Below are 23,834 nucleotides of genomic sequence, written 5' to 3'. Positions count from 1 at the left end.
GCATGGAACGGATGGATTTTGCCGCCATGCTGGCGGCGGTACGGGAAAAAGCCCCTCTGGTCCAGTGTATCACCAATATCGTCACCGTCAACGACTGCGCCAATATTTTGCTGGCGGCGGGGGCCTCGGCCACCATGGCCCACCACCCTCTGGAGGTGGCGGACGCAGTAGCCGGTGTCCAGGCCCTGGTGCTTAACCTGGGGGCCGTGGGGGACCGGGAGGCCATGCTCATCGCCGGAAAAGAGGCCAACCGGCTGGGCGTACCGGTGATCTTCGACCCGGTGGCCGCCGGTTTTACCGGCCTGCGGCGGGAAACCGCCCGCAAATTGCTGGAGGAAGTACAGTTTGCTGTCATCCGAGGCAATGCCTCCGAGATCCGGGCCCTCACCGAGGACAAGGAGGGGGGCAGCGGGGTGGACGTAGCCGCTGCTGATGCGGTGACCGAAGCTGGTCTGCCCCAGGCGGCCCGCTTGGCCTCCGCCCTGTCCCAGCGGACCGGGGCGGCGGTGACCCTCTCCGGGGCGGTGGATGTGATTGCCCAGGGAGAGCGGGTGCTCTTCCTCCGCAACGGCAGCCCCACCATGGCCCGCATCACCGGCAGCGGATGTATGCTGTCTGCCCTCACAGGGGCCTTCTGCGGGGCCAGCCCGGACAAGCCCTTTGAGGCTGCGGCGGCCGCTGCCGCGTCCATTGCCCTGGCAGGCGAGCGGGCGGAGGAACTGCGGCTCAAAAAGGAAACGGGAAACGCTACCTTCCGCATTGATCTCATCGACAGCGTGTTCAACCTGACAGAAGAACAGCTGATACAAGGAGTGCGCTATGAAGTTTACCAAGGATGAAATTCGGCAGGGCATGACCCTCTACGCCGTCACCGACCGGAGCTGGCTGGGGGAGCGTACCCTGGCACAGGTGGTGGAGGAGGTACTGAAGGGGGGCGCAACCTTCCTCCAGCTGAGAGAGAAGGAGCTGGAACAGGCCACTATTCTGGCGGAGGCCAGGGAGATCCAGGCCATCGCTGCCCGGTATCATGTGCCCTTTGTCATTAACGACAGCGTGGACATTGCCCTGGCCTGTGATGCAGACGGGGTCCATGTGGGCCAGGCCGATTTGATGGGCCGGGACGTACGGGCCCTCATCGGTCCGGACAAGATTTTGGGTATCACCGCCAACACCGTGGAGCTGGCGGTGGCGGCGGAGCAGGCCGGAGCTGACTACATCGGTGCCGGGGCGGTGTTCGGCACCACCACCAAGCAGAACGCTAAGAATCTGAGCCTGGACACCCTGAAAGCCATTTGCCAGGCGGTGTCCATCCCGGTGGTGGCCATCGGCGGCATCAACGCCCACAACCTGCCCAACCTGACGGGAACCGGGGCGGCAGGGGCCGCTGTGGTGTCCGCCCTCTTTGCCCAGAAGGATCCGGAGGCGGCTGCTCAAAATCTGCGTACCCTGGCAGACAAGATGGTGGCAGGGCATGGATAAGCAGTTCTGCATTTTTGACATGGACGGTACCCTGGTGGACTCCATGCCCATCTGGAAGTCCTTGGGGAAGGACTATCTGGAGGCCAGAGGCCATCACCCCACCCAGGCCCAGCTGGCCGCCATGGGGCCCATGACCATGCTGGAGGGTGCTGCCTTTCTCATGGAGACCTTTGGGATTGAAGGGCCGCCGGAGCACATTATCGAAGAGATGCACGCCGTTATGGAGGCCCACTACCGCACTGACATCCCTCTGAAGGCTGGTATCCAGGACTATCTGGCGCAGCTGAAACAGCAGGGGGCCAAGCTGTGTGTGGCCACCGCCACGGCGGAGCCGTTGGCCCGGGCCTGCCTGGAGCGGTTGGGGGTGGCTCACCATTTTGATTTCATCCTCAGCTGCGAGACGGTGGGGAAGGGAAAGACCCAGCCCGACGTCTATCTGGAGGCAGCCCGCCGTATGGGAAGTGCCCCAGGGGATACCGCCGTCTTTGAGGATGCTCTTTACGCCGCACAAACGGCCAAAGAGGCCGGATTTTACACCGTTGGAGTGCCGGAGGCGTCCTATGAACAGGACTGGCCCACCCTGGTTGCTCTGGCGGACGAGACCATCTTAGATTGGAGGAATGCCCTATGACCGTGACCCAGCGGCTCTATGAAGCGGCAAAACCCATCTGGCAGGCTTGCCACGACCACCCCTTTGTACAGGGCATCGGGGACGGCACCCTGGACCGGGAGAAGTTCCGGCACTTTTTGCTTCAGGACTATCTGTATCTCTTTGACTACGCCAAGGTATTTGCCTGGGGCGTGGTGAAGGCCAAGGACCCGGAATTGATGCGCTTCTTCTCCGCCAACGTGGACGCCATCCTGGGCGGCGAGATGAAAACCCACCGGGCCTATATGTCAAAACTGGGCATCACCGAGGAGCAGGTCTTTCAGGTGAAGCCCGCTCTGCCCAACCTGTCCTACACCAGCTATATGCTGGCGGTGGCCGCCGCCGGTGGACCGGCGGAGATCGTGGCCTCCATTCTGGCCTGCTCCTGGAGCTACGCCGAGATCGGCGCCCGGCTGGCTCAGATCCCGGTTGCAGCCGACCATCCCTTCTACGGCGAGTGGGTGCGGGGCTATTCCAGTGAGGAGTACCAGCAAACCAACGACGCTCTGGTGGAGCGGATGGATGCTCTGGCTCAGAATTGCAGCGAGGAGGAGTACCGGCGGCTGGAGGACATCTTCGTGGCGTGCAGCCGGTATGAGCTGGGCTTCTGGGAGATGGCATGGAGGCTGGAACCGTGAGCGCCCTGGAATTTCGCGGGGTGTCCTACCAGTATCCCTCCGAGGACTTTGATATCATCGACCGGCTGTCCTTTCAGGTGGAGCCGGCGTCCTTCCATTGTGTCCTGGGTGTAAGCGGCTGCGGCAAGAGCACCATCTTCCGCATGACCAACGGCCTGCTTCAGCCCAAGGGCGGGGAGATACTGGTGGACGGACAGCCCATCAGGGGCCGGAAGCGGTACTGCGGCTATATGCCCCAGAAGGACCTGCTCTTTCCCTGGCGTACGGTGGGGGAGAATGTGGCCCTGCCTCTGGAGATCGCCGGAGGCCTGTCCAAGGCCCAGCGGCGGCAGAAGGTGGAGGAGGCCCTGGCCGACGTGGGACTGGAGGGCTGCTGTGACAAGATGCCGGATGAGCTGTCCGGCGGAATGCGGCAGCGGGCGGCCTTTGCCCGCACCATGCTGACGGGCAGCGACCTGCTGCTGCTGGACGAGCCCTTTTCCGCCCTGGACTTCCTTACCCGCATCTCCATGCAGGAGTGGCTGCTGGACCAGTGGCAGCGGCACAAAAAGACCATCCTCTTCATCACCCACGACGTGGAGGAGGCGGTGTTCCTCTCCTCCAGCGTGCTGGTGGTGGAGTCCACTCCCATCCATACCCTGACGGAGATCCCGGTGCCTGCTGCGTTTCCCAGGGACCGGTCCTGTCTCAAGAATCCGGAGATGGTGGAATTGAAGGAGCGGCTCATCGCGCTGCTGAGAAAGCAGGTGAGCGTATGAAGAAGGCCTGCAAAGCCAATCTGCCCGCCCTCATTTTCCTGCTGGCCCTGGTGATGATTTGGCAGGCGGGGGCCATGGGTATGAACGCCTCTTACATCCTGCCCACCCCCTTTGAGATCCTCCAGCGGCTGTGGGAGCTGCGGGAGCCCCTCTTTACCGTCCATCTGCCCGCCACCATGGCGGTGACTGCCATCGGTCTGGCCATCTCCCTGGTGCTGGGGCTGGCTCTGGCGGTGGCCATGGATGCCAGCGACATGGTGCGGCGGATGCTCTATCCCGTGGTGGTGGTATCCCAGACCATTCCCACCACCGCCATTGCGCCGTTGTTTGTGCTGTGGTTCGGCTACGGCATCTGGAGCAAGGTGCTGGTAACGGTGCTCATCACCTTTTTCCCCATCACCATTACGGTGTATGACGGTCTGCGTTCGGCCAAGACAGAAATGGCGGAGCTGCTCCAGACCTACGGCGCTACCCGCCGGGAGATCTTCTGGAAGATCAAGGCCCCCTGCGCGCTGCCCTACTTTTTCTCGGCCATCAAAATGACGGTGCCCATGAGCATCATCGGTGCGGCCATCGGCGAGTGGCTGGGGGCCCAGAGCGGTCTGGGCTACTTCTCCCGCCGGATGATGACTCAGTTGGATGGAGCGGGGGTATTTGCACCCATTGTGATCTTGTCGGTTACCGCCATGGTGGCGGTGGGAATCGTGGCCCTGCTGGAACGAAAGTTTGTCCGCTGGAGGGGCGAATCCTCCTAATCACAAAGAGAAAGGAAAGATGGATATGAAACGAATTGCAACCCTTGCCCTGGCTGGGGCGCTCCTCCTGGCCGGCTGTTCCGCCCCCACCGACGGCGGTCAGGAAACCGGCGGACAGGACGACCTGCGGGAGATCAGCGTGGTGCTGGACTGGTATCCCAACGCCCTCCATGCCTTCCTCTATGACGCCATTGAGAAGGGCTACTTCGAGGAGGAGGGACTGAAGGTCAACATCCAGTTCCCCTCCAACGCCAACGACGCCATTTCCCTGGTGGCCGCCGGCCAGGCGGAGATCGGCCTGTACTACCAGCAGGACGTAATCATTGCCCGGGCCAATCAGGACGTGCCGGTGAAGTCCATCGGCGCGGTGGTTCAGGGTCCCCTGAATATCGTCCTCTCCCTGAAGGACAAGAACATCACCTCTCCGGAGGATCTGGTGGGCAAGACCGTGGGCTATGCGGGCACCGAGCTGTCCGAGGCCCTGATCCACGCCATCATGGCCTATGTGGGGGCCGATTCCAGCGACGTGACCCTCATCGACGTGGGATTTGACCTGATGAGCTCCATGACCACCGGTAATGTGGATGCCACCATCGGCTGCCTGGTCAACCATGAGGTACCCCAGTTGGAGGAGGAGGGGTTCGAGGTCAACTACTTCGATCTGGACGACTACGGCGTGCCCACCTACTATGAGGGCGTGTTCCTGGCCAGCGATACTATGATCGAAGAGGAGCCCGAGGTGCTCCAGGGCTTCCTGCGGGCCTGCCAGAAGGGCTTTGAGGATATGCAGGCCGACCCGGACGGTGTGCTCCAGATCCTGCTGGACAACCAGAATGAAGAGAACTTCCCCCTGTCCAAGACGGTGGAGCAGAAGAGCATGGAAACCCTGCTGCCCATGATGGAGACGGCGGATGCCCCCTTCCTGACCCAGAGCGCGGAGTGCTGGCAGGAAAACGTGGATTGGCTGCTCAGCGAGGGCCTGATTGACGAGGCTCCGGCGCTGGATGAGCTGTATGTGGACCTGCTGAGTGAATAAGAAAAGAAATCGCCTGCCGTTTCAACGGCAGGCGATTTTTTGTTATCTTCTTCTGCGGCGTCCGCTGTAGTGAGAGCCGCCGCTATAGGAGTAGCCGCCCCGGCGTCCGCCCCGCCGGCCCCGGAAGAAGAGACGGCGGATGATGAGGTACACAATAAAGACCAGCAGGATTACCAAAATGATCTTTACCCACAGCTGCGAGAAAAAGCGCTGGATGCGGTCCAGATTGTAGAGCAGGGGATCGGCATCAACGGCAATGCTGGCCACCAGGGGGAGGGAGCCGTATTCCTTGCCGTTGAAGGAGGCAGTGATAGTGCCCAGTACCTGGCCCTTTTCCACGGGAGCCTCCACAGTTTTGGCATTGAGGGTATAGTTATATTTGAAGTCCTCGGTGGAGACGTCCTTGGGCAGCAGGGCGGTGATCTCGCCCTGGGGCTCCAGGGTCACATAGTTGGTGCCCTTGCCCAGAGTGACCTCCACCTCGGGGATGTCCCGCTTGGTGGCGTCCAGAATGGTCTGGGTGGAGAAGTTATTGAAGCCCCACTCAAACAGCCGGATGGTTTCGGAGAAGTCGGTGCGGCCCTTGCTGCCGGTGGAGCCCGGCTCCCGCTCGCAGCCCATAACCACCGAGATCAGGCTCCGGTCCTCCTTGGTGGCGGCAGCGGCCAGGCAGTAGCCCGATTCGTTGGTGTGGCCGGTCTTGATGCCGGTGGCGTAGGAGTAGAGGTAGCCGGTCACATTCCAGTTGGAGATCAGGGCGTTGGTGGAGTGGACGGTGCGGGCCTCAGGGTGGATGTTGGTGGCGGGCATATCGTAGCTCTTGGTGGTGACAATGGTGCGGAAGGTCTCGTGCTTCATGGCCTCCTGACACATGAGGAAGACGTCGTAGGCGGAGGTATAGTGGTTGTCGTCGTGGTAGCCGTGGGTGTTGGCGAAATGGGTGTCGGCCATACCCAGCTCGGCGGCCCGCTGATTCATCAGGTCCACAAAGCTGGCCACGTCGCCGGCCACCGCTTCGGCCATCACATTACAGGCCTCGTTGGCGGAGGGGATCAGGGCGGCGTACAGCAGGTCGATGATCCGGATCTCCTCGCCCTCCTTGATGTCGGCGGTAGAGGCGCCAGCGCCGATGCCGGTGTGGATGCTGGCACTGGCGGTGACGGTCTGGTCCAGGGAGAGCTTGCCCTCATCCACCGCCTCCAGGGTGAGCAGGCAGGTCATCACCTTGGTGATGGAGGCGGGATACATCTTCTCGTGGGCGTTTTTCTCGTAGAGGACCTCATTGGTATTGGGGTCCACCAAAACGGCAGCTTTGGCGTTGACATCCATCTCGTCCAGAATGGCGCTGCCGCTGCTGGCGGAGGCAAAGGTGGTAAGTAGTCCGGTGATCAGGACCAGGGAAAGAAACAGGGAGAGCAGTCTTGATTTTTTCATAGGAAACTCCATTTGTGTATGATATAATAAGGTCAAAGTATTCTTATCCATTATAGCAAACCCTGGACCTGGAAGCAACGGGAAGGCGGTTACAAAATATGAAGATTTCCAAACTGGAACTAATTTCCCTCCTGTTGGCCGCCGCCTTTGCGGCGTTTGCGGCGGGCTGGTTTATGCGGGGCGCTTCCAGCGCTCAACCTGTACGGGTGGAGACGGAGAACTTGCTGGCGCAACCTACCGCCGTCACAGTTCCAGTCACCTCTGCCCAGCCGTCAGCTGTCCCGGTAGCTACCGGGACTCCGGCACCGGAAAGTGAGAACCCTGCGGCCTCGCCCTCCGGCAAAATCAATTTGAACACCGCCACAATGGAGGAATTGATGACACTGCCCGGCATTGGCGAGAAGCGGGCGGCTGCCATCGTCGCCGACCGGGAGGCCAACGGCCCCTTCCGGGTGCCGGAGGACCTGACCCGTGTAGACGGCATCGGCGAGGGCATTTTAGGCGGACTGATTGATATGGTTACCGTTTCTTAATAAAAAAGGAGGAACTGCCTTGAAAATATTGGTTGTGGACGATGAAAAGGTACTGGTCAAGGGCATTAAGTTCAACCTGGAGAGCGAAGGCTACCAGGTGGAAGTGGGCTACGACGGGGAAGAGGCGGTGGAGCTGGCCCGGGGGGGCGGCTTCGACCTCATCATCCTGGACCTGATGATGCCCAAAATCGACGGACTTCAGGCCTGTATGCGGATTCGGGAGTTTTCCAACGTGCCCATCATCATGCTCACCGCCCGCAGCGAGGACACCGACAAGATCATCGGCTTTGAATGTGGGGCGGATGACTATATTACCAAGCCGTTCAACATCCTGGAGCTGAAAGCCCGTGTACGGGCCCTGCTCCGCCGGGCAGGCATGGCTGCCCAGCAGATGGGCGGTGGCCGTAAGCTGGTCATCGGGCACATCACCCTGGACCCGGATGCCCGGGCGGCCTGGAAGGACGGCAAGAGCGTGGATCTGACTGCCAAGGAGTTTGACCTGATGGAGCTGTTGATGCGCAATCCAGGCCGGGTGTACAGCCGGGAGAATCTGCTCAACGTGGTGTGGGGCTATGAGTACGCCGGTGACTACCGGACGGTGGATGTTCACGTCCGCCGCCTGCGGGAGAAGCTGGAGCTGGACCCTGCCAATCCAACCTACATCCTCACCAAGTGGGGCGTGGGCTATTATTTGAAGAATGGATAATCAGAAGAGAGAAGAGGGGGCCAGACGAGTGCCTTTCTGGCGATCCCTCCGGGTTAAGTACGCCATGACCTATCTGGTCATTGTGGCGGCGGTGGTGGTACTGCTCAACACCTATCCGGTGATGGTGACCCAGACTCTGGCCTACCAGTCCAAGCAGACCTCCCTGCAGAACCAGGCCTCAGTGCTGGCTTCCGCCCTGGCTACGGGGCCGGAAGCCCTGACCCAGGAGGGAGCCACCAAGACGGTCAGCCTGCTGCTGGGCAGCCTGGGGGTGACCCGGGTGGTGGTCACCGATCCCAACGGCTTGGTGCTGTGTGACTTTCAGGAGGGCAGCCAGCGGTCGGATACCGCCGGTCAGTATGCCATGATCTGGGAAATTGTCACGGCTTTGCAGGGCAATGATGTGTTCCGATCGGAGTATGAGGACGGGGCGCTGTGCAGCCGGGCGGCGGTTCCGGTGACCTACCGTTCCATGACTCAGGGAGCGGTTTACCTCTATGAGTACGACGCTCAGCAGGGGGCCCTGCTCCAGAGCATTCAGAACAACCTGCGGACCATTTCCATTGTAATCTGCGTGGTGACGGCGGCGATGGGCGTGGTGTTCTCCAAAGCCCTGACCCGGCGGATCGCCCTGCTGCTGCGGGGTATCCATACGGTGCGCCAGGGCGAGTACAGCCACCGGGTTACCGTCAAGGGCGGGGACGAGCTCAGCCGTCTGGCCGATGAATTCAACGAGCTGACCGGGCGGCTCCAGACCACGGAGGAGGTGCGTCGGCGCTTTGTCTCCGACGCCTCCCACGAGCTGAAAACCCCGCTGGCCTCCATCCGTCTGCTGACCGACTCTATCCTCCAGGCGGATAACATGGACGGCGATACCGCCCGGGAATTTCTCATTGATATCGGGGACGAGGCCGAGCGCCTCACCCGTATTACCGAAAAGCTGCTCACCCTCACCCGTTTGGACACCGCCCATGAGATCCATACCGGACCGGTGGACGTCAAGACGGTGGTGGAGCGGGTGGAGCATATGCTCACCCCGCTGGCCCGAGCGGCAGAAGTGGAGCTGAAGCTGTCGCTCCAGAGTGGATGTATCATTCGGGCCACCGAAGACGATCTGTATCAGGTGGCATTTAACCTGATGGAGAACGCCGTGAAATACAACCTGCCCGGCGGAACCGTGACCGTGACCCTGAAGCAGGAGGAAGATCAGGTGATCCTGCTGGTAGAGGACACCGGCGTGGGTATTCCGGAGGCTGATCTGCCCAAGATCTTCGACCGGTTTTACCGGGTGGACAAGGCCCGTTCCCGGGCTGCGGGCGGTACCGGCCTGGGCCTGTCCATTGTCCGGGACACGGTGCGCCAGCACGGCGGTACCGTGACCGCCCGGCGGCGGGAGCCGGAAGGCACCTGCTTTGAAGTGCGATTTTCCTGCTGGACGGAGAAGGGAGGGGAGGAACCGTGAGCAAGCGAGGCATATCGGTGCTGCTCTGTGCCGCCCTTTTGACCGCCAGTGGATGTGCTGCCCAGGAGGCCGGATCCGGCAAGCAGGATGGCCAGAGCTATGTGATCTATTACTCTGCCCTGTCAAATGAGGAGGGAGAATCAGCGGTAGAGGGGGAGCGCCGGGTTCTTTCTCAGGGACAGGAGACCATTCCCGGCCTGATGGAACTGCTGCTGGAGCAGCCCCAGTCGCCGGAGCTGACCACCCCCTTCCCCAGCGGGCTTCAACTGCTGGATTGGCAGTTGAAGGAGGGGGTACTCCATCTGGACCTGTCCGACCAATATTACAGCCTCTCCGGGGTCAACCTGACCCTGGCTGACGCCTGCCTGACCCTGACCCTCTGTCAGCTGGAGGAGGTGGACTCTGTCTATGTGACCGTGGAGGGCCATGAACTGCCCTATCGCTCTATTCAACAGCTGTCTGCGGAAGATATTCTGCTGGCAGGCGGTGCGGATGAGCCCATGTCCCTGGGTGTGGATCTGTGGTATCTGCGGCAGGGAGGACAGGATTTGGGCGTGGAACGGCGCCAGATCATCAAGAATGTGGACCAGACTGTGGTAGAGGCGGTGCTGTCTGCCTGGGCCGAGGGGCCGGAAGAGGCAGGACTGAGTCCCTGCCTGCCCCAGGGAAGCCAGATCTTGTCGGCTCAGGTAGAGGACGGCGTTTGTCTGGTGGATCTGTCTCCTGAGTTTATCCAGGGGCTGCCCGGCAGTGAAACAACGGCGGCCCTGATGGTGTACGCCATGGTCAATACCCTGTGCGAACTGGATGGGGTGGAGGCGGTACAGCTCTACATCGATGGAGAGCCGGCACCTGCTGTAGGCAGCCTGCCTCTGGACCGGGCCCTGATCCCGGACACCACCCTGGGCACGGAAGGGTAAGTATTGACAACCGGCGTTACCGGGTGTACCATACCACATATTATTTGATGCTTCATAGCATTAGTGTGTGATGAGATCCAGCACTGTAACCCACGCAAAGAAAGGAAGAATCAGCCCATGAGCCAGCACCGTATCAGTACTCAGTGTATCCACGCGGGCTACACCCCCGGCAACGGAGAGCCCCGAAATATCCCCATTGTTCAGTCCACCACCTTCCGGTATGCCACCGGAGAGCAGATGGGGGCCCTCTTTGATCTGGAGGCCAGCGGTTATTTTTATACCCGGCTGCAAAACCCCACCAATGACCATGTGGCCGCCAAGATCTGCGCCCTGGAGGGGGGCACTGCGGCTATGCTTACCTCCTCCGGACAGGCTGCTTCTTTCTATGCCATTTTCAATATCGTCTCCTGCGGAGAGCACGTGGTTTGCTCCTCCTCCATCTACGGCGGTACCTATAACCTTTTCGCCGTGACCATGAGGCGGATGGGCATTGACTTTACCTTTGTGGACCCGGACTGCACCGAGGAGGAGTTGAATGCCGCATTCCGGCCGGAGACCCGGGCGGTGTTTGGCGAGACCATCGCCAACCCGGCTCTCACCGTGCTGGACATTGAGAAGTTTGCCAAGGCGGCCCATGCCCACGGTGTGCCTCTCATCATCGACAATACCTTTGCCACCCCGGTGAACTGCCGTCCCTTTGAGTGGGGGGCCGACATTGTCACTCACTCCACCACCAAGTACATGGACGGCCACGCCAACGCGGTGGGAGGCGCCATTGTGGACTCCGGTAAGTTTGACTGGACCGCCCACGCCGATAAGTTCCCCGGTCTGACCACCCCCGACGAGAGCTATCACGGCATTACTTACACCGAACGTTTCGGTCTGGAGGGGGCCTACATCACCAAGGCCACCGCTCAGCTCATGCGGGACCTGGGCGCCATTCCCTCTCCCCAGAACTGCTACTATCTGAACATCGGCCTGGAGACTCTGCCTCTGCGGGTGGCAAAGCACTGTGAGAACGGTCTGGCCGTGGCCAAATTCCTGAAGGACCATTCCAAGGTGGCCTGGGTGCGTTACCCTGGCCTGGAGGGGGACCCCTACTACGAGCGGGCTCAGAAGTATATGCCTAATGGTACCTGCGGCGTGGTGTCCTTCGGCGTGAAGGGCGGCCGTGAGGCGGCCTCCAGGTTCATGGCAGGTCTGAAGCTGGCCTCCATCGCCACCCATGTGGCCGATGCCAAGACCTGCACCCTGCACCCCGCCTCCACCACCCACCGCCAGATGACCGATGAGGAGCTGGCCGCCGCCGGCGTCTCCCCCGACTTGGTGCGCCTCAGCGTGGGCATCGAGGATATCAACGATATTCTGGAGGACGTGGCCCACGCCCTGGAGCAGGTGTAAGCCATGGTGGTAGATCCCAACGTATACAGCGGTCCGCCCGCGGAGGAGCGCCATCCCAACGAGATGGCAGTGTATGCCTATCTGGACAAGCTGGGTATCTCCTATCAGCGGTGCGACCATGACTATGCCAACACCATGGAGGACTGTAAGGCGGTGGAGCAGGTGCTGGGGGCTCCCATTTGCAAAAACCTGCTGCTCACCAACCGGAAGCAGACCGACTTCTACCTGTTGATGATGCCGGGGGACAAGCCCTTCAAAACCAAGGATGTCACCGCCCAGTTGGGCTGTGCCCGGCTGTCCTTTGCCACGCCGGAGCATATGATGGACCTGCTGGGGGCTGCCCCTGGCTCTGCCAGCGCTTTTGAGCTGATGCACGACAAGGAGGGCAAGGTGCAGTTGGTGATAGACCGGGAGCTGATGGAAGGGGACTTTATCAGCGGTCATCCCTGCTTTTCCACCTCTACCCTCAAGCTGACTCGATCCGACTTTCTGGACCGCTTTCTGCCGGCGGTGGGCCACAAGCCCATCCTGGTGGATTTGCCCTGGCCGTAGCCGGAAACAGAAGTATGATATTGGGCGTGCCGCATTTGCGGCACGCCCTTTTGCATCATGGCTGGGAATATGGTATACTGTGGAAAAAAGGAGGGGGAGTCATGCTGGCCTATACTTATGTGGAGCGGGGGAAATTTGCCCTGCTGAACAAGCCCAAACCCCAGCTGATGGAGGACGGGGATGCCATTGTAAAGGTTACCCTGTCCAGCATCTGCACCAGTGATCTGCATATCAAGCACGGCTCGGTGCCCCGGGCGGTGCCCGGGATCACGGTAGGCCACGAGATGGTGGGCATCGTGGAGCAGGTGGGTGCCGGGGTGTCCACGGTAAAACCCGGCGACCGGGTGACCGTGAACGTGGAGACCTTCTGCGGCCAGTGCTGGTTTTGCCGCCACGGCTGGGTCAATAACTGCACCGATCCTGACGGCGGCTGGGCCTTGGGCTGCCGCATCGACGGCGGTCAGGCCGAGTATGTCCGGGTACCCTATGCAGACCAGGGACTGAACAAGATCCCGGACGAGGTATCCGACCGGCAGGCCCTCTTCGTGGGGGATATCCTGGCTACCGGGTACTGGGCGGCGGATATTTCAGAGATCAGCCCGGAGGACACGGTGCTCATCATCGGCGGCGGCCCCACCGGCCTGTGTACCCTCCAGTGCGTCCAGCTTCAGAGTCCCAGACAGATCATTCTGTGCGAGCGGGACCCTCTGCGCCGGGCCTTTGTGGAGGCACATTATCCCGGTGTGCTGACGGTAGGACCGGAGGAGGCGGAGGCCTTTGTGCAGGCTCACAGCGATCATGGCGGCGCAGATGTGGTGCTGGAGGTGGCGGGCGGACCGGATACCTTCCGCCTGGCCTGGCAGTGCGCCCGGCCCAATGCCGTAGTGACGGTGGTGGCCCTGTATGACAAGGACCAGGTGCTGCCCCTGCCCGAGATGTATGGTAAAAACCTGACCTTCAAGACCGGCGGGGTGGACGGCTGCAACTGTGCCCAAACGCTGGATCTGATCGCGCAGGGGAAACTGGATACCACCGCCCTTATCACCCATACCTATCCTCTCAGCCGTATTGAGGAGGCTTATGAGCTTTTTGAGAACCGGCGGGACGGCGTAATCAAGGTAGCCGTGACAGCGGACGAGACAGATGGATAAGGCTGGAGAATTTGTATAAGATATGGGTTTACAAACGTCGAAAGATGACATAAAATAAGATATCCCAGCAACCGCAAGAGAGTGTAGAGGAGAGTAAAAGCATATGTATTGTGAACACTGTGGGACTCAGATCCCGGACGGCAGCATATTCTGTGTTGCCTGTGGAAAGAAGCAGTCCGGCGGCGTTGTCACGGAGGAGCCCCGGCAGGATATGACTCCGCCCCAGGAGCCTGAGACTGTCGTGCCCCAGGCGGAGCCGGAGAACACCCCGTCCAACGATGAATTTGACTGGAGTACCTTTAACCCCGTGCCGGAGGAGCCGGTGGAGCAGGTAAAGGCCGAGCCGGAACCTGTTCAGCAGGAGCCTCAGAGCCCCTGGCAGGCAACCAGCGCGCCCCAGCAGGAAGCCCAGAGTCCTTGGCAGGCCAGTGCCCCGCAGCAGGAAGCCCAGAGTCCCTGGCAGGCTTCCGCTCCGCAGCAGGAGACTCAGAGCCCCTGGCAAGCCAGTGCCTCTCAGCAGGAGCCCCAGCAGAATTCCTGGCAGGGCAGCCAGCAGAACGCTCAGTCTGGCGGCTGGCAGCAGAGTGGTTGGCAAAGCAGCACTCAGCAGTCTGCTCCCGGCTGGCAGCAGAATAGCTGGCAGAACGGCGCACAGCAGAGTGCACCCGGTTGGCAGCAGCAGAATAACTGGCAGCAGAGCGGCTGGCAGAATAACCAGCAGCCCGGCGGCTGGCAGAGTGCTCCTCAGCAGGGCTATCAGGGCGGCTGGCAGTCTGCGCCCCAGCAGAGTGCCTACAGTTCCCCCTATGAGGAGCGGAGACAGCCCACCTACAGCAACGGTCGAATTGATTACGGCTGCCCCATGAACTGGTACAAATTCCAGATCTATTTCAATATGATCCCGACTGCCCTGCTCTATCTGGCCTTTGGCGTTGTGCTGATGGTGATGGCGGGGATCGAGGGCGATATGGGGAGCAGTGTGGAGTACTATTATCGCAGTTTCCAGGCTCTGCTGATGGATGGGAGAGGGATGGCTATTCTGTACCTGCCACTCTTTATTCCTAATCCCATGATCATCGGCCTTGCCTGTGCGGTCTATGGTGTTCTGATGCTGGTGGCCTGGGTGAAGATGATCCGGCTCCAGTCGGGCGGCAACACCCTCTTCCTGGTCCTGGCCATTCTGCCCACGGTATTTTTTGCCGTCAACCTGCTGATCGCCTACACCCAGCTGAGCAACTATGTGCCCGGCCAGTATCTGATGGAGTACATGGCAATTCCCCTGGTCAGCCTGGGGCTGTGCGTGCTGGTCTACATCCTGCAGGTGGTCTATTTCAGAAAGCGGGCCTATCTATTTGTCAATCACTAAGATCGCGCCATCAACTAAAAAAGAGTTCCGCGCCACTGGCGCGGAACTCTTTTTTTACATTTCCCGGCGGCCCTCCAGGGCACGCATAAGGGTGGCGTCGTCGGCATATTCCAGGTGGCTGCCTACCGGGATGCCGTAGGCCAGCCGGGTCACCCTGACCCCGAAGGGGCGCAGCAGACGGGAGAGATACATAGCTGTGGCCTCTCCCTCAGTGTCCGGGTTGGTGGCCATAATGACCTCGCTGACCCCGCCTTCGGCCACCCGGTTTACCAGCTCCTTTACCCGCAGCTCATCGGGCCCCACATGGTTCATGGGGGAGATGACGCCGTGAAGGACGTGGTACACGCCGGGATACTCCCGGGAGCGCTCCATAGCGGCCACATCTTTGGGGTCTGCCACCACGCAGATGACTGAGGGGTCACGCTTGGGGTCCTGGCAGATGGGACACAGGCCGTCTCCCTGGGAGAAATTCTGACAGACCGGGCAGCAGTGGATGGCGGCCTTTGCCTCGGTGATGGCCTGAGCGAAGGCGGCGGCATCCTCCTCCGGCAGGGAGAGGACATAGAAGGCCAGCCGCTGAGCGCTCTTCCGGCCAATGCCGGGCAGCCGGGCGAACTGCTCCACCAGCTGCTCCAGCGCGGGGGGAAAATACTGCATAGATGAAAACATCCCTTCTTAGAGATCGGGTTTGCCGGGCGGGGAGGGGGAACTTGCCCGGACAAGGGCGTCCACGTCCAGGGCCCGGCAGCGGGGGTCCAGCCAGGGACAGGCCACCCAGTCCACGTCGGGCAGGTCCTGGCCGTACTTCACCGTGTGGGCCACCGTGCCCGGCAGCATATAGGAGTTGTGGGGCACGTTCAGCGGGCAGAGATAAAAATCGCCAGTGCGTAGCACCCGGGGAATAAGGGCTCCGTCCCGTTCCTCCACCACCAGCATAGTGCCCTGCTGAATCACATTCAGCTCATGGACATACCGATGGAGGTGGCTGTTCTGCCAGCCGCTCTGGTCGCTGGCCTCGGTACGGATGTAGGAACTTCCGTCACAGGCGCACAGCCGGAACCGCAGCTCGCCGTTGTCCATCCGCTCATGACGGGTGGTGATGCCCAGGCCTTTGGCCTGCCGGTCGGTCAGGGGCGCAGGCATGGTCAGCCCTCCCGCAGGGCGGCGATGGCGGCGGCGGGGTCCACCGCTCCGTACACTGCGGAACCGGCCACCAGGGTATCGGCGCCGGCGGAGATCACCTTCCCGGCAGTTTTGGGGCTGATGCCGCCGTCTACCTCCAGACGGCAGGCGGGATTATAGCGATCGATGAGGGTACGGACCTGGTGGATGGTGTCCAGCTGGTGTTCCATAAAGGCCTGGCCGCCGAAGCCAGGCTCCACCGTCATGACCAGCACCATATCCAGGTTCTCCAGGTAGGGGAGGATGGCGCTGGCGGCAGTAATGGGCCGCAGTGCTACCGCCTTTTTCACCCCGAACTCGTCCATGAGTCGGAGCGCCTCGGCGATACGGGTGGGGTGGTCGGCCTCCAGGTGGACCGACAGCAGGTCGGCCCCCGCCTTGGCAAAGGCCTCAATGTAGCGCACCGGCTTGTCGATCATCAAGTGCACGTCCAGGAACATATCGGTGCACTTGCGGATGGACTGGACCACCGGTACGCCGATGGTGATGTTGGGGACAAAGCAGCCGTCCATGACGTCCACGTGGAGCCAGTCGGCGGAGGATACCCGCTGGATATCCCGCTCCAGGTTTACAAAATCGGCGGAGAGGATGGAAGGGGCGATCTTGATCATCATTTACCACTCCATTATCAAAAAAGATGGGGAGAACGGGCAAAGAGCCTGTCCCTCGTTGGCGGATGGGCCGGGGCAAAGGGAAAGTTGGGAACATAAGATACAGCAAGCGGATGACGCCCGGGGCCCCGCCGCTCCCCCGCGTACCCACGGGTTGCCGGCCCGGCGGTCCATGCTCCGGAATCGCGCGCCGCATCATATAGTGTCCGGGGGAGTATACTCCCCCGGACACAGTTGGCTTGCGGGGGCCGGTCCGCTTAATTATAGAAGTCGTTGGTGTGGCACTCCCGGGCCTGATAGCCGGCAGCACACATGGCGTCCAAAATGGCCCGCTTGTGGGTGTGGCCAAAGGCCTCCAGGGTAACCCGCAGCTCCACGCCGCTCTGGCGATTGATGTTGATAAACTGGTTATGCTCCAGCTTGATGATGTTGCCGTTGGCCTCGGCCACGATCTGGGCCACCCGCAGCAGCTCGCCGGGACGGTCGGGCAGCTGCACCGAGAAGGTGAATACCCGGCCCCGGTTGATGAGACCGTGCTGTACCAAGCTGGCTACCGTGATCACGTCCATGTTGCCGCCGGAGAGGACAGGCACCACGTTCTTGCCCTTGCACTTGAGGTGATTCAGGGCGGCAATGGGCAGCAGACCGGCATTTTCCACGATCATCTTGTGCTTTTCCATCATATCCAGGAAGGCATCTACCAGTTCGTCGTCGTCGATGGTGATGATGTCGTCGATGTTCTGCTGGATGTAGGGGAAGATCTGGTCGCCGGGGGTCTTGACCGCCACGCCGTCGGCAATGGTCTCCACCTTGTCCAGGGTGACCACATGACCGGCATCCAGGCTGGCCTTCATGGAGGCGGCCCCGGTGGGCTCCACGCCGATGACGGTGACGTTGGGGTTGAGCAGCTTGGCCAGGGTGGACACGCCGGTGGCCAGTCCGCCGCCGCCGATGGGCACCAGGATCACGTCCACGTCGGGCAGGTCCTGGAAGATTTCGTAAGAGATGGTGCCCTGGCCGGTGGCGATGGCGGGATCGTTGAAGGGATGGACGTAGGTCAGGCCCTCCTCCGCGGACAGCTTGGCGGCCAGCTCGGCGGCGTCGTCAAAGGTCTCGCCGTGGAGCACCACCTTGGCGCCGTAATCCTTGGTGTTGTTCACCTTCACCAGGGGAGTGGTGGTGGGCATGACGATGGTGGCGCTCACGCCGGCCTGCTGGGCGGCGTAGGCCACACCCTGGGCGTGGTTGCCGGCGGAGGCGGTGACCAGACCCTTGGCCTTTTCTTCCTCGGTCAAGGTGCTGATTTTATAGTAGGCGCCCCGGATCTTGTAGGCGCCGGTAACCTGCATATTTTCCGGCTTGATGTACACATGATTGCCGGTGGCCTTGGAAAAGGCGGTGCTGTAGACCAGACTGGTGTTCCGGATGACCCCGGAGAGCACGCTGCGGGCCTCCTTAAATTCTTTCAGGGTGAGCATGGGGCAAGACTTCCTCTCTCAAAACGGAATATCGGAATATGTTTTTAATGATACTGACTTTTTGAGGGAAAGTCAACGTGTTCTTGACAGGGGAATGGGGGAACGGTACAATGATTTGGAAGAACAAGCCGGCGCTGCCGGTATGGAATATGGAGGGACGCAGTCATGGCTGACAACATGGATTTTACCCCGGAGCTGACGCTGACCCCGGATCTGGGTACCGCCGCAGCGGAAGCGCCTGCCGCGCCTCAGTTGAGCCTGGACCCCAACGCCAGTGAGGAGGCCAAGGCCATTCAGTTGGACGAAAGCCAGCTCACCGAAGCTGAGCGCAAGATGGTGGATGACTTTGCCCAGAAGATCGATCTGACCGATACCAATCTGGTGCTCCAGTACGGCGCTGCGGCCCAGAAGAACATTGCCGGTTTCTCGGAAAATACCCTCAACTCGGTGCGTACCAAGGATCTGGGCGAGGTGGGACAGGCCCTGTCCTCTCTGGTGGTGGAGCTGAAGGGCTTCGGCGGCGAGGAGGACGAGAAGGGCTTCTTCGGCTTCTTCAAGAAGAAGCGCAACCAGCTGGAGGCCATGAAGGCCTCCTACTCCAAGGCGGAGACCAACGTAAACAAGATCGTGGAGGTGCTGGAGGCCCACCAGGTGACCCTGATGAAGGACATCGCCATGCTGGACCAGATGTACGACCTCAACACCAAATATTATAAGGAACTGACCATGTATATCCTGGCGGGCAAGAAGCGCCTGGCCCAGGTGCGGGCCGGAGAGCTGGAGCAGCTGCGTCAGAAGGCGGCCCAGAGCGGCGCCCAGGAGGACGCCCAGGCCTATAACGACCTGGCCAATATGTGCACCCGCTTTGAGAAGAAGATCCACGACCTGGAGCTGACCCGGATGATTTCCATCCAGATGGGGCCCCAGACCCGGCTGATCCAGAACAACGACACCCTGATGCTGGAGAAGATCCAGTCCTCTCTGGTGAACACCATCCCCCTGTGGAAGAGCCAGATGGTGCTGGCCCTGGGGCTGGAGCACTCCCGTCAGGCCACCGCCGCCCAGAGCGCGGTGACCAACATGACCAACGAACTGCTGCAAAAGAACGCCGATATGCTGAAAATGGGCACTTTGGAGACCGCCAAGGAGGCCGAGCGCTCCGTGGTGGACCTGGAGACCCTCCAGCATACCAACCAGCAGCTCATCTCCACCCTGGATGAGGTCATGAACATCCAGCAGGAGGGCGCCCAGAAGCGCCGGGAGGCCGAAGCGGAGCTGGGCCGTATCGAAGGCGAGCTGAAGCAGAAGCTTCTGGAATTGAGAGGCTAAGCAGGAACAATTAAAAGGCGCTGCAATATCATTGCAGCGCCTTTTTTGACATCAGATGGACATATCTTTTTGCTATCCTGTGAATGAAAGGAGAGGGGAGCCATGGCGGACCATATTCTGGTGGTGGAGGACGAGGCCCGTATCCGTGATATTATCCGGGATTACTTTACTGCCCACGGTCTGGACTGCGACCTGGCTCGGGACGGGGAGGAGGCGCTAGACCTGCTGCGGGACCACGACTACGATGCCATGCTGCTGGACGTGCTCATGCCAAACCTGGACGGCTTTTCGGTCTGCCGGGTGGTACGGGCCAAGAGCCGGATGCCCATCCTCTTCCTTACCGCTCTGGGCAGTGAAGAGGATGTGCTTCAGGGGTACGCCCTGGGCGCGGATGACTATGTGACCAAACCCTTCTCCCTGGCGGTGCTGCTGGCCAAGACAAGGGCGGTGATCCGCCGCAGCCGGGGAGCGGGAGACAGCGAGACTCTGAGGTGCGGGGTCATCGCCCTGGATCTGGCGGGGCGTACCTGCACCGTGGCGGGGAAGCCGGTAAGCCTGACCCGCCGGGAATATGATCTGCTGCTCTGCCTCATCCGCAACAAAGGTCAGGTGCTCAGCCGGGACCAGCTGCTGGACAAGGTGTGGGGCATCGACTTCGAGGGAGGCCAGCGGGCGGTGGATGTGCGGATCAAAAGCCTGCGCTTGGCCCTGGGGAGCGCCGGAAAGCAGATCAAGACGGTATTCAAGGCGGGGTATCGGATGGAGGGTGAGTAATATGAAGGACAAACGGCTGTTTTTCAGATGCTTTGCCAAATCGCTGCTGGTCTCTCTGCTCCTCTGGGGGGTGGCCATAGGCGCTATGCTCTGGGTCAATCACCAGTGGAGTTGGGAGGACATTATCAGTCAGCAGTATGAGCTTCCCAATGCCATCACGCAGGGAACCACCAGCTTTTCCATCCCCACTCCGCCTGAGGAGGGGGAGATTCCAGATTGGGAGAAGGACGAATTATCCGTCATGCTGACCATGAACAGCTGCGATACCCTGAAGAAGTACGGCGGGCAATTCTTTGTGCGGGTGTACGACCAGGAGGGGGAGCGGCTGGGACAGAGCCAGATGCTGGCAGGTCGCAGCGCGGTGTACCAGCCGGACGGGACGACGGAGCTGCGGTATCTCCTCTTTGACCCGGCCCTGACCGAGGAGGGGCAGATGGCAGCCGCCCGCATTCTGAACGGCTACTCTGACCACAGCTTCTGGACCGGTATCGGCCCGGACAAAATCGAACTGACCGGCTGGGAGGAGGGGGAGGTGATCTATGTCCGGACCCTCACTCTGCACTTTGGGGAGGAGCGGGTGGTACTGGCCGATTCCGACGCCCAACTCTTTCCCGACCGGGAGGCGGAGCACTTTCAGGCCATATGGCTGGAATGTTACTGTGCTCTGACGGGCCGGGGCGGGCCGGCGAGACGGCTGGAGCAGTATCGGGACATGGTGGCGCAGGTAGACGCTGTTGAAGCGGAAAATCCCCGGTGGATGTACGCATACTCCACCGGAACTTACACGATTTACAAGGGAAATGGAAACGCCGATCTGAGGGAGTACGGCGTGCATCCGGTGGCCTCCAACTATTGCCTGCCGGGGGATTACCTGCTGGCCGGCCTGGAGCCGGCGGCTCTGCTCACCCTGGCGGCGGCGGTGGCACTGGCCCTGTTCACCGCCTGGCTGGAGAGTCGGGCCATCCGGCGGGAACGGGCCTTCGTCCGGGGGGCGGCCCATGAACTCAAGACTCCTCTGGCGGTGCTGCGCACCCATGCCGAGGCCCTGCGGGAGGACATCGACCCCGCCAAGCGGGGCCAGTACCTGGACACCGTGGTGGCTGAGAGCGACCGGATGGCGGCCCTGGTGGGGAGCCTGATGGACCTGGCCCGGCTGGAAAGAGGCGGCAAGGTGGAGCGGGAGCCCCTGGATCTGGCTGCTCTGGTGGAGAATGGTGCTGCACGGCTGTCCCTGCTGGCGGAGGAAAAGAACATTGAACTGCGTACTCAACTGGCCCCGGCATCCATGCTGGGGGACCGGCTGCGGTTGGAAGAAGTGGTGGATGATCTGGCGGACAATGCCCTGCGCCACTGCACCCCCGGCGGCGCGGTGACCATTGCCCTGGCCCAAAAGGGACGGCGGATCACGCTGACCGTGGACAACGACGGCCCCGTCATCCCGCAAAAACATCTGGACCGCCTGTTCGAGCCCTTCTACCGGGGGGATGAGGGCCGCAGCCGGGCGGACGGAGGTACCGGTTTGGGCCTGGCCATTGTCCGGGCGGCGGTGGAGGCCCATGGAGGCCGCTGCTGGGCGGTCAACCGGACGGGGGGCGTGACCTTTACGGTGGTGCTGCCCGGGTTGCAATCGGAAACATGATGTGGTATCATTTCCTCAACAAGGTAGAAACGATTGTGAGGGAGTACCATGGGATATAACCGTCCTGAGTCCAAGTGGCTGGCACGGGATGCCATGCGGGGGGCCTATCCCCACCCCATGCTGGTGACGCTGGTGTATGTGCTGCTGACCGGTGTACTGAGCAGTGTGGTGCTGAATTTTGTATCTGAGCCTTTTCAGGCTGCCTATTTTTATCTGACAGAGACCAACTATGAAGTGGAAGAGATCCTGACCGCCATCTTTACCCCCCAGCGTATTGCGGTGATTCTGGTTATGGAGCTGCTGCTGGCGCTCTATAGCTGGGTGATGGATTACGGATATACCTCCTATAGCCTGCGATTGACCCGGCGGGAAGGTCCCAGCTACCGAAATCTGCTGGATGGCTTTTATACGATAGGACGGGCACTGGCTGTGAATTTCCTGTCGGCCCTGTTTGTGTTCCTGTGGGGGCTCATCGGTATGGCGGTCTATGTGGGCTTTGTGTTCCTGGCCTATCTAATGCACAGCGTCACCCTGATCCTTGTCGGCGCTTTAATCATGCTGGTTTGGATGATTGCCATATCCTATCGTTACCGGCTGGCGGTCTACTTTCTGCTGGACCACCCGGAGATGGGCGCCCTGGAGGCCATTCGCCACAGCCGCAGCGCCATGCGGGGCAATATCATGGCACTGTTCGTACAGGACCTGTCCTTCCTGGGATGGCTGATTTTGTCTCCCTTCACCCTGGGTATTCTGAGCCTGTGGATCGGCCCCTATATGGGGGCGGCCAATGCCAATTTTTATAACTGGGTGGTGTATGGAGCCTTTCCTCAGCGGCCTCAGCCCGGCGGGTGGAACGGACCTTACGGCGGGATGTAACCAAAGTAAGCATTGTATTTTCGGACGAAGATGATATAATAGAAACAACAACTGAATCCAATCAGCGGTTGGTAGCTATCCGTCCTCAGGGGCGGAGCTTTCAATGGGAATGCGGTGCAAGTCCGCAGCAGCCCTCTCTACTGTAAGGATGACGAGCGCTCATAAGGTCACTGTCCGGGTACGGATGGGAAGACGGGCGTAAGGTTGAATCCAAGCCAGGAGACCAGCCAGCCGCGACGGTAACGCGCATATTCGGCGGGGAAATGGCGCGTGACAGCACAGGCGTTTGAGCTGATGAAAAAAGAGTTTCCCGTCCGGGAAACTCTTTTCTTTTGCTATGGCCTGGGCCATAGATGTCCCCGCCGGAATCCATTTGCAGCGGCAGGGAGGTAGTAAAGCTATGGAACGGACCGGAAAGAACAGATTGTCCCAGCGGGAATTGAATGAATATCGCCAGTGGCTGGCGGAACTGGAGGAGGAGATGACCGATACGCCCGGATTATCTCAGCAGCTGGATGGAGATCTTACCCTCTATTTTTCCCCGGAATGTCCCATTGGCAGACAGGTGTATACCAGCTTTTCCGACGAAGAACTATTGGAGTCACTGGTGGAGACCATGGAGGGGCGCAATGGTTCGCCCCGTCCGGAACGGCTGCTGTGCGTCTACCGCTGGTATCTGGAAAAGCGCTTTGGTTCCCTCCATCATGCCTGTTGGCGGGCCCGGGGCAGGAGCCGCCAGCAGGCGGCAGAGCGGATGTGGCCGGCGGACTGGCCCGAGCGGGTGGACACCCTGCCCTTCCTGAAGCGGTGCGCGTCCCGGGGCGTATGCCTGGATGAGGATGCCCGACAAACACTGGGGGAGTACTGCGCGGCGGTCCGACGGACAGGTCAGCCTCCCTGCCGGGAGGAGCTGCCCGGGGAGCTGGATGTATTGTTCAGACAAGTGGGCTGCACCTGGCAGACCGGACTGGAACTGCTGGGCATTCCTGCGCTGAGCAAGTCTGTGCGCCGGCATATGCGGCGTTATTGGGCGCGGAATGTTAGCCATGCCTGAAGCCGGAGGGGAAGGACCTTCCTGATACCGCCGTCTCAGAAGGATCTATAT

25 protein-coding genes and 1 riboswitch are annotated in these 23,834 nt (G+C 60.9%); of the genes, 20 read left to right on the top strand and 5 right to left on the bottom strand.

Features of this window, described 5'->3' with window-relative positions:
• Positions 1 to 2 precede the first annotated feature (2 nt).
• From thiM to B5G42_RS02675, 7 genes are read left to right on the top strand one after another with little or no spacing between them, the layout of a single operon-like run.
• On the top strand, positions 3 to 839 hold the full coding sequence (thiM, locus tag B5G42_RS02705; protein WP_087266391.1) for a hydroxyethylthiazole kinase: 837 nt from the start codon (positions 3 to 5) through the stop codon (positions 837 to 839).
• A complete protein-coding gene (gene thiE / locus B5G42_RS02700; protein ID WP_087266389.1) occupies positions 820 to 1,479 on the top strand; it encodes a thiamine phosphate synthase in 660 nt (219 codons plus the stop codon). Before thiM ends, thiE begins: the two co-directional genes overlap by 20 nt.
• Positions 1,472 to 2,110 carry an HAD family hydrolase gene (locus B5G42_RS02695; protein ID WP_087266387.1) on the top strand — a complete coding sequence of 213 codons (639 nt, stop codon included), beginning with the start codon at positions 1,472 to 1,474 and terminating at the stop codon, positions 2,108 to 2,110. The genes thiE and B5G42_RS02695 overlap by 8 nt, the downstream gene beginning before the upstream one ends.
• Positions 2,107 to 2,766, top strand: a complete 660-nt coding sequence (gene tenA, locus B5G42_RS02690) for a thiaminase II (RefSeq protein WP_087266385.1) — start codon at positions 2,107 to 2,109, stop codon at positions 2,764 to 2,766. The genes B5G42_RS02695 and tenA overlap by 4 nt, the downstream gene beginning before the upstream one ends.
• A complete protein-coding gene (locus B5G42_RS02685; protein ID WP_242961106.1) occupies positions 2,763 to 3,524 on the top strand; it encodes an ABC transporter ATP-binding protein in 762 nt (253 codons plus the stop codon). The genes tenA and B5G42_RS02685 overlap by 4 nt, the downstream gene beginning before the upstream one ends.
• A complete protein-coding gene (locus B5G42_RS02680) occupies positions 3,521 to 4,279 on the top strand; it encodes an ABC transporter permease (protein ID WP_087266381.1) in 759 nt (252 codons plus the stop codon). Before B5G42_RS02685 ends, B5G42_RS02680 begins: the two co-directional genes overlap by 4 nt.
• Before the next feature lie 19 nt (positions 4,280 to 4,298).
• On the top strand, positions 4,299 to 5,315 hold the full coding sequence (locus tag B5G42_RS02675) for an ABC transporter substrate-binding protein (protein WP_343286683.1): 1,017 nt from the start codon (positions 4,299 to 4,301) through the stop codon (positions 5,313 to 5,315).
• 42 nt (positions 5,316 to 5,357) lie between these two features.
• On the opposite strand, the gene B5G42_RS02670 is transcribed toward B5G42_RS02675, so the two are convergent.
• Positions 5,358 to 6,749: a D-alanyl-D-alanine carboxypeptidase family protein gene (locus B5G42_RS02670; RefSeq protein ID WP_087266379.1), complete on the bottom strand. Its 1,392-nt coding sequence runs from the start codon at positions 6,747 to 6,749 to the stop codon at positions 5,358 to 5,360.
• Positions 6,750 to 6,847: 98 nt separating this feature from the next.
• On the opposite strand from B5G42_RS02670, the gene B5G42_RS02665 reads away from it, so the two are divergent.
• From B5G42_RS02665 to B5G42_RS02630, 8 genes are all read left to right on the top strand, one after another.
• Positions 6,848 to 7,282: a ComEA family DNA-binding protein gene (locus tag B5G42_RS02665; protein WP_087266377.1), complete on the top strand. Its 435-nt coding sequence runs from the start codon at positions 6,848 to 6,850 to the stop codon at positions 7,280 to 7,282.
• Between the two features lie 19 nt (positions 7,283 to 7,301).
• Positions 7,302 to 7,988 carry a response regulator transcription factor gene (locus B5G42_RS02660; protein WP_087187440.1) on the top strand — a complete coding sequence of 229 codons (687 nt, stop codon included), beginning with the start codon at positions 7,302 to 7,304 and terminating at the stop codon, positions 7,986 to 7,988.
• Entirely contained in the window at positions 7,981 to 9,450 is a 1,470-nt protein-coding gene (locus tag B5G42_RS02655) for a sensor histidine kinase (RefSeq protein ID WP_087266375.1), read from the top strand. Before B5G42_RS02660 ends, B5G42_RS02655 begins: the two co-directional genes overlap by 8 nt.
• Positions 9,447 to 10,370: a GerMN domain-containing protein gene (locus tag B5G42_RS02650; RefSeq protein WP_087266373.1), complete on the top strand. Its 924-nt coding sequence runs from the start codon at positions 9,447 to 9,449 to the stop codon at positions 10,368 to 10,370. Before B5G42_RS02655 ends, B5G42_RS02650 begins: the two co-directional genes overlap by 4 nt.
• A gap of 117 nt (positions 10,371 to 10,487) precedes the next feature.
• A complete protein-coding gene (locus B5G42_RS02645; protein ID WP_087266371.1) occupies positions 10,488 to 11,771 on the top strand; it encodes an O-acetylhomoserine aminocarboxypropyltransferase/cysteine synthase family protein in 1,284 nt (427 codons plus the stop codon).
• A gap of 3 nt (positions 11,772 to 11,774) precedes the next feature.
• On the top strand, positions 11,775 to 12,323 hold the full coding sequence (locus B5G42_RS02640; RefSeq protein WP_087266369.1) for a prolyl-tRNA synthetase associated domain-containing protein: 549 nt from the start codon (positions 11,775 to 11,777) through the stop codon (positions 12,321 to 12,323).
• A gap of 101 nt (positions 12,324 to 12,424) precedes the next feature.
• Positions 12,425 to 13,474 (top strand): alcohol dehydrogenase, encoded by a 1,050-nt coding sequence (locus B5G42_RS02635; protein WP_087266367.1) that lies wholly within the window; start codon positions 12,425 to 12,427, stop codon positions 13,472 to 13,474.
• A 103-nt stretch (positions 13,475 to 13,577) separates the two neighbouring features.
• Positions 13,578 to 14,840 (top strand): zinc ribbon domain-containing protein, encoded by a 1,263-nt coding sequence (locus tag B5G42_RS02630; RefSeq protein ID WP_087266365.1) that lies wholly within the window; start codon positions 13,578 to 13,580, stop codon positions 14,838 to 14,840.
• A 54-nt stretch (positions 14,841 to 14,894) separates the two neighbouring features.
• Here the strand turns inward: B5G42_RS02630 and recR are convergent, their stop codons facing one another.
• From recR to ilvA, 4 genes are all read right to left on the bottom strand, one after another.
• Complete coding sequence (recR, locus tag B5G42_RS02625; RefSeq protein WP_087187433.1) at positions 14,895 to 15,497, bottom strand: recombination mediator RecR; 603 nt, start codon at positions 15,495 to 15,497, stop codon at positions 14,895 to 14,897.
• 18 nt (positions 15,498 to 15,515) lie between these two features.
• The gene (locus tag B5G42_RS02620; RefSeq protein WP_087266362.1) at positions 15,516 to 15,983 is read right to left on the bottom strand and encodes a cupin domain-containing protein; all 468 of its coding nucleotides are present in this window, start codon (positions 15,981 to 15,983) and stop codon (positions 15,516 to 15,518) included.
• 2 nt (positions 15,984 to 15,985) lie between these two features.
• A complete protein-coding gene (gene rpe, locus B5G42_RS02615; RefSeq protein ID WP_087266360.1) occupies positions 15,986 to 16,633 on the bottom strand; it encodes a ribulose-phosphate 3-epimerase in 648 nt (215 codons plus the stop codon).
• 257 nt (positions 16,634 to 16,890) lie between these two features.
• Positions 16,891 to 18,111, bottom strand: a complete 1,221-nt coding sequence (gene ilvA / locus B5G42_RS02610; RefSeq protein WP_087266358.1) for a threonine ammonia-lyase — start codon at positions 18,109 to 18,111, stop codon at positions 16,891 to 16,893.
• A gap of 165 nt (positions 18,112 to 18,276) precedes the next feature.
• On the opposite strand from ilvA, the gene B5G42_RS02605 reads away from it, so the two are divergent.
• The 5 genes from B5G42_RS02605 (at position 18,277) to B5G42_RS02585 (ending at position 23,783) form a co-directional block, all read left to right on the top strand.
• A complete protein-coding gene (locus tag B5G42_RS02605; RefSeq protein WP_087187429.1) occupies positions 18,277 to 19,440 on the top strand; it encodes a toxic anion resistance protein in 1,164 nt (387 codons plus the stop codon).
• 102 nt (positions 19,441 to 19,542) lie between these two features.
• The gene (locus B5G42_RS02600) at positions 19,543 to 20,214 is read left to right on the top strand and encodes a response regulator transcription factor (protein WP_087266357.1); all 672 of its coding nucleotides are present in this window, start codon (positions 19,543 to 19,545) and stop codon (positions 20,212 to 20,214) included.
• A 1-nt stretch (position 20,215) separates the two neighbouring features.
• Entirely contained in the window at positions 20,216 to 21,853 is a 1,638-nt protein-coding gene (locus B5G42_RS02595) for a sensor histidine kinase (protein ID WP_140399771.1), read from the top strand.
• Between the two features lie 48 nt (positions 21,854 to 21,901).
• The gene (locus B5G42_RS02590; RefSeq protein ID WP_087266353.1) at positions 21,902 to 22,729 is read left to right on the top strand and encodes a DUF975 family protein; all 828 of its coding nucleotides are present in this window, start codon (positions 21,902 to 21,904) and stop codon (positions 22,727 to 22,729) included.
• Positions 22,730 to 22,781: 52 nt separating this feature from the next.
• A riboswitch (cobalamin riboswitch) is annotated at positions 22,782 to 22,976 on the top strand.
• A 153-nt stretch (positions 22,977 to 23,129) separates the two neighbouring features.
• The gene (locus B5G42_RS02585; protein ID WP_087187425.1) at positions 23,130 to 23,783 is read left to right on the top strand and encodes a hypothetical protein; all 654 of its coding nucleotides are present in this window, start codon (positions 23,130 to 23,132) and stop codon (positions 23,781 to 23,783) included.
• The last annotated feature ends 51 nt before the right edge of the window (positions 23,784 to 23,834 follow it).

Origin of the sequence: Flavonifractor sp. An91 (assembly GCF_002159225.1) — a bacterium.
GTDB lineage: Bacteria > Bacillota > Clostridia > Oscillospirales > Oscillospiraceae > Flavonifractor > Flavonifractor avicola.
The sequence above is the reverse complement of the archived record's forward strand: the minus strand, read 5'-3'. Positions and strand labels throughout refer to the sequence as shown.

What these genes read in the sequence shown, in the direction of transcription:
- B5G42_RS02635 (WP_087266367.1), top strand. Translation starts at nt 12,425, where the DNA reads ATGCTGGCCTATACTTATGTGGAGCGGGGGAAATTTGCCCTGCTGAAC.
- B5G42_RS02585 (WP_087187425.1), top strand. Translation starts at nt 23,130, where the DNA reads ATGGAACGGACCGGAAAGAACAGATTGTCCCAGCGGGAATTGAATGAA.
- thiE (WP_087266389.1), top strand. Translation starts at nt 820, where the DNA reads ATGAAGTTTACCAAGGATGAAATTCGGCAGGGCATGACCCTCTACGCC.
- rpe (WP_087266360.1), bottom strand. Translation starts at nt 16,633, where the DNA reads ATGATCAAGATCGCCCCTTCCATCCTCTCCGCCGATTTTGTAAACCTG.
- B5G42_RS02630 (WP_087266365.1), top strand. Translation starts at nt 13,578, where the DNA reads ATGTATTGTGAACACTGTGGGACTCAGATCCCGGACGGCAGCATATTC.
- B5G42_RS02645 (WP_087266371.1), top strand. Translation starts at nt 10,488, where the DNA reads ATGAGCCAGCACCGTATCAGTACTCAGTGTATCCACGCGGGCTACACC.
- B5G42_RS02695 (WP_087266387.1), top strand. Translation starts at nt 1,472, where the DNA reads ATGGATAAGCAGTTCTGCATTTTTGACATGGACGGTACCCTGGTGGAC.
- B5G42_RS02590 (WP_087266353.1), top strand. Translation starts at nt 21,902, where the DNA reads ATGGGATATAACCGTCCTGAGTCCAAGTGGCTGGCACGGGATGCCATG.
- B5G42_RS02605 (WP_087187429.1), top strand. Translation starts at nt 18,277, where the DNA reads ATGGCTGACAACATGGATTTTACCCCGGAGCTGACGCTGACCCCGGAT.
- B5G42_RS02620 (WP_087266362.1), bottom strand. Translation starts at nt 15,983, where the DNA reads ATGCCTGCGCCCCTGACCGACCGGCAGGCCAAAGGCCTGGGCATCACC.
- B5G42_RS02655 (WP_087266375.1), top strand. Translation starts at nt 7,981, where the DNA reads ATGGATAATCAGAAGAGAGAAGAGGGGGCCAGACGAGTGCCTTTCTGG.
- B5G42_RS02665 (WP_087266377.1), top strand. Translation starts at nt 6,848, where the DNA reads ATGAAGATTTCCAAACTGGAACTAATTTCCCTCCTGTTGGCCGCCGCC.
- B5G42_RS02600 (WP_087266357.1), top strand. Translation starts at nt 19,543, where the DNA reads ATGGCGGACCATATTCTGGTGGTGGAGGACGAGGCCCGTATCCGTGAT.
- B5G42_RS02595 (WP_140399771.1), top strand. Translation starts at nt 20,216, where the DNA reads ATGAAGGACAAACGGCTGTTTTTCAGATGCTTTGCCAAATCGCTGCTG.
- B5G42_RS02670 (WP_087266379.1), bottom strand. Translation starts at nt 6,749, where the DNA reads ATGAAAAAATCAAGACTGCTCTCCCTGTTTCTTTCCCTGGTCCTGATC.
- B5G42_RS02640 (WP_087266369.1), top strand. Translation starts at nt 11,775, where the DNA reads ATGGTGGTAGATCCCAACGTATACAGCGGTCCGCCCGCGGAGGAGCGC.
- tenA (WP_087266385.1), top strand. Translation starts at nt 2,107, where the DNA reads ATGACCGTGACCCAGCGGCTCTATGAAGCGGCAAAACCCATCTGGCAG.
- ilvA (WP_087266358.1), bottom strand. Translation starts at nt 18,111, where the DNA reads ATGCTCACCCTGAAAGAATTTAAGGAGGCCCGCAGCGTGCTCTCCGGG.
- recR (WP_087187433.1), bottom strand. Translation starts at nt 15,497, where the DNA reads ATGCAGTATTTTCCCCCCGCGCTGGAGCAGCTGGTGGAGCAGTTCGCC.
- B5G42_RS02675 (WP_343286683.1), top strand. Translation starts at nt 4,299, where the DNA reads ATGGATATGAAACGAATTGCAACCCTTGCCCTGGCTGGGGCGCTCCTC.
- B5G42_RS02680 (WP_087266381.1), top strand. Translation starts at nt 3,521, where the DNA reads ATGAAGAAGGCCTGCAAAGCCAATCTGCCCGCCCTCATTTTCCTGCTG.
- thiM (WP_087266391.1), top strand. Translation starts at nt 3, where the DNA reads ATGGAACGGATGGATTTTGCCGCCATGCTGGCGGCGGTACGGGAAAAA.